The following is a 257-nucleotide window of genomic DNA, read 5'->3' on the forward strand; positions in this document are numbered from 1 at the left end:
GTGTGTCGACAAAATACGTTTTTCTGATTGTTCGCGTTCACTATGCGGTTACGAGACAACAACCTCGAACCTGAAGATTTGCAAGGATAAGCTACCGGACCACCATGGTTGGTTTGTGTGCTTCGTGATTGTTACGGCGGTCATAGCGTGGGGGAAACGCCCGGTCCCATACCGAACCCGGAAGCTAAGGCCCATTGCGCCGATGGTACTGCACTCGTGAGGGTGTGGGAGAGTAGGTCACCGCCGGACTTAACTTG

1 rRNA gene is annotated in these 257 nt (G+C 53.3%); it reads left to right on the forward strand.

What is annotated here, in order from left to right:
- Positions 1–132 precede the first annotated feature (132 nt).
- Positions 133–249, forward strand: a 5S ribosomal RNA gene (gene rrf, locus RF641_RS17625).
- Positions 250–257: the final 8 nt, after the last annotated feature.

It is taken from the genome of Arthrobacter sp. 'calajunan' (genome assembly GCF_046940185.1).
GTDB classification, from domain to species: Bacteria; Actinomycetota; Actinomycetes; order Actinomycetales; family Micrococcaceae; genus Glutamicibacter; species Glutamicibacter soli.